Here is a 7,020-nt window from a genome sequence, read left to right as displayed (position 1 = left end):
TGAAGTTCGTGGATGATCGCAAGTTTGACTGGCATTACATCGCGCCAGGCAAGCCGACCCAGAATGCCTTCATCGAAAGCTTCAACGGCCGCCTGCGCGACGAGCTCCTGAACGAGACCCTGTTCCCGTCCCTGCACCATGCCCGCGCCACACTGGCCGCCTGGCGCACGGACTACAACACCGAACGGCCCCACTCCCGCCTCGGCTGGCAGACCCCAGCCGAATTTGCCCGAACCTTCGCCCCGCAACGGGGCCTGACGCTGCGTAACCCGCAAAGCTCCGCGCCAGCCCCCGTTGCCCAACCCGCCCAAATGGGCAAAACTCAAACCCGGAGTCTCGCTCACCATGGATAAAAGTCGGGGGCAACGTCACTTCCCACGCACTTCAGCGGAAAACTTGTTCATTGTCTTGCTCATCATGCTCCATCCCACTCAGGAGGTGGAGCCTCCGGCAAACCCGGCGCGGTTCATAACCACCTCAATCAGGCAGGATACTTAAAATCGGCGATCAGTTGCCAGATCGTTCTGTTGAGCTCTCCCAAGCCTGCAATTGCCTTGCCAATCTCAGCGCGCGCCTGCTGATCAAGTACTTCGATCTGGCCCAGTTTTATCGCATCTCGCCGGTCTGAAATCCGCATCTGTATTGTTTTCGGGGAGCCGCCTTCGACATCGAAAGAGTAGATGCAATGATTGTAGCGGTTTCGCAGGCTGGAGAACCCCACCAGCTGACGCGTCAGGGTCAAGACCCGTGGCCGCTCCTCCGGCTGGCGCGGGTCTGTCTTTACCAGACGTTCGATCAGATCGACGCGAGCGCGCGTCGTGTTCAGGGTCAGGAATATGATGACGGCGGTTTCTTTGCTTGTTCCTGCCAGTCCAGCAATCAGATGGATCAACAGACTTTCGGTGTTCGTCCACGCGTAGTTGAGCCGCCCGACAAGAAGCATGACCTCGTCAAAATCGGCACCGGGTGCTGGTTGTGTCATCTTGACCCGTTGCGTGAGTACTTGACGAACCACTGAGCAGCCTGGGTCCGGTTGTGGACGCCGATCTTGCTAATCAGATTGTGCAGGTGCAGTTTGATCGTGTGTTCCGACAGGCCAAGTTGGTGAGCGATGGTCTTGTTGCGCATGCCCTGTGCGACAAGCCCGAGAACCTCCGTTTCGCGAGGAGTCAGAGCGCCGTTTTCGGCCCGCATCGGCTCAGCATGGGGAGCCGGTACTGAAACCAGGTCCAGAAGTCGGCCATGCACCACAAAATCACCCAGCAGGGCTAACCGGAACATTGGGGTCCAGACATCAATTGTCAGGTCCATTGGCAGAAAGCCCAAACCTGCGCCGCCCATCACTTCGCGGCGACGCGCCAGAAGCTGGCGCGCCAGGCTTTCGTTGCGATAGGCAAAGACAGACCGGATGCTTCCAGCCAGTTTCAGATCAAGACTGTTGTCACCAAGGATTTCGCTCCCAGCGGCGTCATCGAAAAAAACGAAGCGTTGCGTCCCGTCATGCGCATCCAGTCCCTTCAAAGTGTCGACCCGAATGACATCCATGCCACCGGATTCAGCTTCGGCGACGCGCAGAATCCAGTCTGAAAATGCAATCTGGCTTCCCCAGAACACGATTGAGCCTGGGCTCCTCGAATGGGGGCGGTTTGGTGTGCGGTCCGGTTCGGAAGTGAAGCCACCCTTCATGTCGCCTCCTTAAAAATAGCGTCGATCGGGTCCGCTCCCCACAATGAAGCAAACCGGGGATCTAATTCCCTTGGGGAAATACTTTCTCGAATGATCAAAAGTTAACACAAATTTGATTAATCGAGAACTAGCCGAATGATCAGGTTAATGTCTGAAATCAAAGGCAGCTTCGTCCAGCCATGGGTGAGAAAGTCATTACATCTGCATGAAATAACGCAGAAATTGTGCATTCTACCTGTGAAATGCTCCCGCTGGAAGAGATACACCATAGGTTGTAAGCGATCTTGCCTAGCTCTGTTGGGCGCCATCACCCTCACCGATTCGCACCTTGATTGCCCTGAAAAATGGCAACCTGTTCCATTTTTCTATTTCTGATCAACAAGTAGGCAGAGGGACCCGGTGCCCTGCTCCTTTTTGCAGCTATCTCGGAGTGCCGCCTCGGTGCCACCATTCCGATTGCCGCAAAGAGTGTGGCTATTTCATGACTGAATTTTGACCGCATACCTGCATTCCCATTTTGAGGGCAATCAGGGCATCAATTGGAAGGGGGGAGACTGCGCTACCGCAAGCTCGTGTCCGACCGTTTTGGTCTCAGACGACCCAATACGGCCGGTACAAATGTCAACCAATCTGACGCTATCGGCATGTTGTCTTGAAATGACTGACAACCCCCGGAGCGTCTCAGGAGACGCACGATGTTGAACAATCGCAACCAGAACAACAACCTGATGATCGACGATGTGAATATTGACCACATCGACGCCTCGTTCGAAACCGACATCTCTATCGAGACGGCCGAGTTCGACGTAAACGCCCAGCAGATGCAACAGGATCAAGATCAGGGCCAAGATCAGGACCAAGGCCAGGATCAGGATCAGGGCCAAGATCAGGACCAAGGCCAGGATCAAGACCAAGGCCAGGGCCAGGGTCAGGACCAGGGCCAGAACCAGTCGAATGATGGTTCCGGCAACAGTGACAACGACAACTCCAACGCGGTCAATATCGACTTCGGCGGAGGGGAGTGGATTCCCCGCGATGACGATTTCATCGACATCGACCTCGATGATGGGTCGGAAATGGGCGATGCAGTCGTGTCGCAGGGCGACATGCGATACAATGCCGGTGAAAACGTCAGTCTTGACGGCGTGACCTTTGGCGACGGCAACAGCAGCGCCTTTGTGCTGACGCAAGCGAACGATCTGAACGACAACGACACGCTCGACAGCCCCACTGTCAGCAACACTGGCGAGTTCAGCCAGAAGGGTGACGCCTTTGGGGGTCATGCAAAGGCCGGTGACGGCATCAACGCAGGCTCGGACGGTGGCGAAGGTGGCGGCCATGCCTCGGCCGATGGTGGCAAGGGCGACGCTGGCAACGGCACCGGCGGTTTTGCCATGGGCGGCAAGGCCGAAGGCGGCGACGGGGGCAGCGGTGACGGTCATTCGCATGACGGTGGCGATGCCTCGGCCAGTGGCCTTGGCCTTGGCCTTGGCTTCGGCGGCACCGATGCCAGCAGCGACGCCGCTGGTGGTTCCGGGGGCAATTCCGAAGCCGGCTCCGATGCTGATTCTGATATCGACTCTGATCAGGACGCTGACGGTGAAGGTGGCGACAGTGGCGATGCAGGGGCGATCGGCGTAGGTGCCGGCCTTGCAGGATCGGAAGCCGGATCGGAAGCCGAGGGCGCAGAAGGCGGTGATGCTGGCTCTCTGGGTGCCGGTCTGGGCCTGGGTCTGGCCGGATCGGAAGCAGAGTCCGAAGACGCCAACGGCGGCGACGCTGACTCCGAGGCCGACGGCGAGGGCGACAGTGAAGCCACGTCCGAAGCGGATTCGGACGATGCAGACGGCGGGGATGCCGGTGCGATCGGTGCCGGGCTTGGCCTGGGTTTGGCCGGATCGGATGCCGATGCCGAGGATGCCGATGGCGGCAATGCCGACTCGGATGCCGACACGGAAGCCCAGACCGACGGCGAAAGCGAAGCTGACGCCGATGGCGCAACGGCGGGCTCTGGTGACGGCGCTGGCGGCCAAGGCGGAGGCGCAGATGCGCAGTCGGATGCAGACAGCGATGCCGATGGTGACGCGGCCTCTGGCAACGGGTTGCTTCCAGGCTTTGGCAATGCCAGCACCGACAATGACGCAAGGGCGACTGCTGGCGACGCCGACGCATCTGGCGGTGACGCTGGCGATGGACGCGGCACTGGCGGCGATGCAACCGGCGGCATGGCAACCGGCGGTGATGTGACCGGCACCACCGATGCCATGGGCACGTCCGATGCAACCGGTGGCGCAGGGGGCAGCAATGCCGCCGACAGCGCAGCCGATGGCAGCGGGACCGGAACCGGCGACGCCGATGCAACCGCAGGCGCAGGTGGCAGCACTGCCGCAGACAGCGCGGCCGACAGCACCGGCACCGGAACGGGAATGTCCGATGCCGCGGGTGGCGCGGGCGGGTCCAATGCGGCAGACAGCGCGGCCAATGGTAACGGCACTGGCACAGGAACCGGCGGCACGGCCAACGGCGGCGGTGCCAGCAATGACTCGGCGGCGGATTCCTCTGCCACGGGCACAGGAACTGGAGGTGCCGATGCGGCCAGCGGTGCAGGCGGCTGGTCCGACATCTTCTCGCAGGCCGACCTTGATGGCACTGCGGAGTCGATGGCGGAGGCGATCGCAGGCTACGGGGGGGATGGCGCGTCCACTTCGGATGCGACCAACACCTCCAACGGTACCGGAACGGTCGATGCCGCGGGCGGCACGGGCGGCAACAGCACCGCCACCGGCTGGGGTGGTGATAGTGGTGCAACCTATGGCGGCGCGGCGACGCTGGGCGATGCCATGGGTGGAGCCGGCACCGGCGGGGCCGGCGGCACGGCCTCGACCGGGGCCGGTGGCGCAGGCGGCGACCTTGGAAGCTGGGGTTCCGGCAATGGCGAAAGCGGTGAAGTCACAGGCGAATCCTTCGCCTCGGCTGCAGCTGCGATCAACACCACGGCGTTCAACCAGAGCATCGTGATGGGCGCCAATGTGCTTGGCAACGCGGTCGACATGACCGTGGTCGGCGGGTCGCTGTCGTCGTCCTATGTGGGACACGACGAAGCCTGAGATCTGACACTTTCCGGGGCCGGTTCGTTCCGGCCCCGGAAACGCTTATGGCACAGCGGATACAGAGCCTGCCGGTTGATTGAGTGCTGGGGTTGAATATGGCCAATGATCTTATCAGTGACGAGATTGCGCGTTTCGTCGGCCTGTTTCACCTCGACGTCGAAGGAAACAGGCTCCGCCTTGAGTATGAGGCCTTTTCCTTCATCCGCGACAAGATTGTGCGCGATCCGCAATCCGTTCCCCAGACTGGCGTGAGCGCCCCCTACAGCCTCAAGGGTTTTGATCCCGGGCTGACATATCTACCGCCGCCCGCTCCGCCCTCGCCCGGGACATTTCATCCAGAGTTTCTGCGACACGACGTCAGCATCAACTTCGAACCACCGATCAGTCCTTCCGAGATGGAGGGCGATGATCCCCTGGCTTGGGGCGGATGGTCCTACAGTTGGTCGCCCCCCGTTGCGGTACCGAATTCAATTCTGGTGTCTTTCTTCCAAAAGGCAGACCTCTCAGACAATGATCTGCTGCTGGTGACTGGCGAGACGGTGTTTGTTACCCCTGCGCAGCTCACCCTGCAGTTTCTTGAGCTCATCGTTCAGGCCGAGGGCATCAGCGCCCTTGCCACACTTGGCATGACCGGCCAAGGCCTGCCGCAGCCTGCAGACCTTCTTGCCCTCATGGCCAAGCTCGCGGAGCTGTCGCCCGCGGGTCCACAGGCCGAAGTCCAGCTGTTTCTGCGCGGCGAGGGGGCGGTTGGCGACTATGTCAACGGCAAGCTGCTTGCCGCTTCGGGGGCCGGTGCAGACAACCTTGCCCCTGTGCCATACACCGGTGCCGGTGACCCCGCAAACACCGACGCGCCAGCATCGGTCCTGCCCGATTTCACCGACCTTCTCCCCAAATTCCTTGCCGAGAAAAATGCAGCCCGCGAGGAAGCGGCCATGGCGGCAAAGGATGCGCTCGCCACCCGGCCGGACGGCACCACGAATGCGCCTGAGACCGGTTTCGAAGTTGATCCCGGGCATAAGGTGGTGACCGGTGCGAATCTTGTTACCAATGAGGTGTCTGTCGTCCAGGTCTGGGTGGATGCGCCTGTCATTGCCGTTGCGGGCGACACGGTCCGCTTGGACATCGTAAGCCAGGTCAATGTGATGGCTGGTGCCGCGTCTTCGGCCTACGGACCTACGGCAAGCCCTTCCCAAATGCTGAATGCCGTCTCGCGTCAGGTCGAAAGTTCGGTCGATCCGGACGACCCGACAGAGCCAGCCGCCGCGGGGCAGCTCCCGGAAAACTGGACCATCGTACATGTCGAAGGCGATCTGGTTGCGGTCAACTGGGTCAAGCAATACGTTTTTGCAACCGACTTCGACCGCGCCGAAATCACGGTCACAGCCGCGGCGACCTATATCAGCACGAGCGAGAACATCATCAGCAACAGCGTCCAGCTGGTTGAACTGGGGTTTCACTACGACCTGATCCTTGTCGGCGGCAGCATGGTCAGTCTCAACGTGATCGACCAGGTCAACGTTCTGATGGATGCCGATGTGGTGGGTGGCGCTGAGGCAGGGAAGGTCAGTCACGCGTCGGGCGATAACCTTCAATACAATCAGGCCGAACTGATGCAGACCGGCCGCGACGAACTGACCGAAATGAAAGCCAGCTTTCGTACCGCGCTCGATGATATGGCCGAGGGTTCCAAAAGCCTGTCCAGCGAAGTCGCACAGGACGCGCTCTTCGCGGGCAAATCCGCGCTCAAGGTCCTTTATGTCAAGGGCGACTTTCTCAAAGCCAATATTATTGAGCAGAAGAATTTCCTTGGCGACACGGACCAGATCCAGTTGATGCTGGATGACCTGCTCGCTTTCGGCGAAACAGTGGAACTGGTGACAGGATCGAACGCCCAGCTCAACGCGGCAAAGATTGTCGAGATCGGCCTCGATTCCGAGATCATGGTGGGTGGCGAGGCTTACAGCGATGCGCTGATCTATCAGGCCCAGCTTGTGGAGAGTGATGCACCGCCCACGGGGGTGAACCTGTCGCCCTTGGCAAACGAGGCCGTCGCATTTCTGGCTGACGGCATGCTCGCGGAAAAGGCTGATCACGAGCCTGCCCCCTTCGCCGCCGGGCACGACCAGTCCGCCAGCGGCGATGCGCTGCACGCGATGCTCACGTAATGTGCAAAGTGACAGGAGAGTTGCCGTGAAGGATCACACCGAGACGCCGCTGCTGA

At 60.5% G+C, this 7,020-nt stretch carries 5 protein-coding genes; 3 read left to right on the top strand and 2 right to left on the bottom strand.

Annotated features, from left to right (window positions below):
* Window positions 1-353, top strand: a 353-nt coding sequence (locus tag CXR43_RS11300) for an integrase core domain-containing protein (protein ID WP_146036507.1), incomplete at its 5' end; no start/stop codon positions are given.
* 128 nt (window positions 354-481) lie between these two features.
* Here CXR43_RS11300 and CXR43_RS11295 read toward each other — a convergent pair.
* Complete coding sequence (locus CXR43_RS11295; RefSeq protein ID WP_103334008.1) at window positions 482-982, bottom strand: hypothetical protein; 501 nt, start codon at window positions 980-982, stop codon at window positions 482-484.
* On the bottom strand, window positions 979-1,686 hold the full coding sequence (locus tag CXR43_RS18070) for a helix-turn-helix transcriptional regulator (RefSeq protein ID WP_246831354.1): 708 nt from the start codon (window positions 1,684-1,686) through the stop codon (window positions 979-981). Before CXR43_RS18070 ends, CXR43_RS11295 begins: the two co-directional genes overlap by 4 nt.
* Before the next feature lie 695 nt (window positions 1,687-2,381).
* On the opposite strand from CXR43_RS18070, the gene CXR43_RS17920 reads away from it, so the two are divergent.
* Both CXR43_RS17920 and CXR43_RS11275 read left to right on the top strand, forming a co-directional pair.
* The gene (locus CXR43_RS17920) at window positions 2,382-4,793 is read left to right on the top strand and encodes a beta strand repeat-containing protein (protein WP_168219804.1); all 2,412 of its coding nucleotides are present in this window, start codon (window positions 2,382-2,384) and stop codon (window positions 4,791-4,793) included.
* Between the two features lie 98 nt (window positions 4,794-4,891).
* Complete coding sequence (locus tag CXR43_RS11275; RefSeq protein ID WP_103334006.1) at window positions 4,892-6,964, top strand: hypothetical protein; 2,073 nt, start codon at window positions 4,892-4,894, stop codon at window positions 6,962-6,964.
* Window positions 6,965-7,020 lie beyond the last annotated feature (56 nt).

Origin of the sequence: Pseudotabrizicola formosa (assembly GCF_002900965.1) — a bacterium.
Lineage (GTDB): Bacteria > Pseudomonadota > Alphaproteobacteria > Rhodobacterales > Rhodobacteraceae > Pseudotabrizicola > Pseudotabrizicola formosa.
The sequence above is the reverse complement of the archived record's forward strand: the minus strand, read 5'-3'. Positions and strand labels throughout refer to the sequence as shown.

Bases quoted from the DNA above. Each gene is read 5' to 3' on its own strand.
- CXR43_RS11275 (WP_103334006.1), top strand. From the start codon at position 4,892: ATGGCCAATGATCTTATCAGTGACGAGATTGCGCGTTTCGTCGGCCTG.
- CXR43_RS17920 (WP_168219804.1), top strand. From the start codon at position 2,382: ATGTTGAACAATCGCAACCAGAACAACAACCTGATGATCGACGATGTG.
- CXR43_RS11295 (WP_103334008.1), bottom strand. From the start codon at position 982: ATGACACAACCAGCACCCGGTGCCGATTTTGACGAGGTCATGCTTCTT.
- CXR43_RS18070 (WP_246831354.1), bottom strand. From the start codon at position 1,686: ATGAAGGGTGGCTTCACTTCCGAACCGGACCGCACACCAAACCGCCCC.